Genomic DNA, 940 nt, shown 5'->3' with positions numbered 1-940 from the left:
TCAATCAGCCTCAATGAGCGCTAGTCAGTCTGCATCAGTAAGTTCGAGTCAATCCGCATCCGTGAGCGCAAGCCAGTCAGCTTCAACTAGTGCTAGTCAATCAGTATCTGTAAGTTCGAGCCAATCAGCTTCAGCGAGTTCGAGTCAGTCTGCATCTGTAAGCTCCAGCCAATCGGTTTCAGCAAGCTCAAGTCAATCAGTGTCTGTAAGCTCCAGCCATTCCGCTTCGGTAAGTGCTAGTCAGTCAGCGTCTGTAAGCTCAAGCCAGTCAGCATCAGTAAGTTCGAGTGAATCTGCATCAGTAAGCTCAAGTCAATCGGCATCATTGAGTGCAAGTGAATCCGCTTCAGCAAGTTCGAGCCAATCAGCCTCAGTAAGCGCGAGCCAATCCGCTTCAGTGAGCGCTAGTCAGTCTGTATCGGTAAGCACAAGTGAGTCAGCTTCAGCGAGCGCCAGCGAATCAGCCTCAGTAAGCACAAGCGAATCGGCATCAGTCAGCGTTAGCCAATCAGCTTCAGTCAGCGCCAGCCAATCCGCTTCAGCAAGTGCCAGCGAATCCGCTTCATTGAGTTCGAGCCAATCAGCGTCCGTGAGTGCTAGTCAATCAGCGTCAACGAGTTCGAGCCAATCAGCATCATTGAGTGCAAGTGAATCGGCCTCAGTCAGCTCGAGCCAATCTGCATCATTGAGTGCTAGTCAATCGGCTTCAGCCAGCGCAAGTGAGTCAGCATCATTGAGTTCGAGTCAATCTGCATCATTGAGTGCTAGTCAATCTGCCTCAGTAAGTTCGAGTCAATCTGCCTCAGTAAGCTCCAGCGAATCAGCCTCAGCGAGTGTCAGCCAATCCGCCTCAGTAAGCTCGAGTCAATCCACATCTGTGAGCTCAAGTCAATCCGCTTCAGTCAGCGCAAGCCAGTCCGTATCGGTGAGTGCTAGTCAA

1 protein-coding gene is annotated in these 940 nt (G+C 51.3%); it reads left to right on the top strand.

What is annotated here, in order from left to right:
- A partial coding sequence (locus HMPREF2766_RS10265; protein ID WP_261676404.1) for a hypothetical protein occupies nucleotides 1-940 on the top strand: 940 nt, incomplete at both ends.

Origin of the sequence: Streptococcus sp. HMSC076C08, from assembly GCF_001810825.1 — a bacterium.
Taxonomy (GTDB): domain Bacteria; phylum Bacillota; class Bacilli; order Lactobacillales; family Streptococcaceae; genus Streptococcus.
Note: the sequence above shows the minus strand (reverse complement) of the source record. Positions and strands in the feature narration are given on the sequence as shown.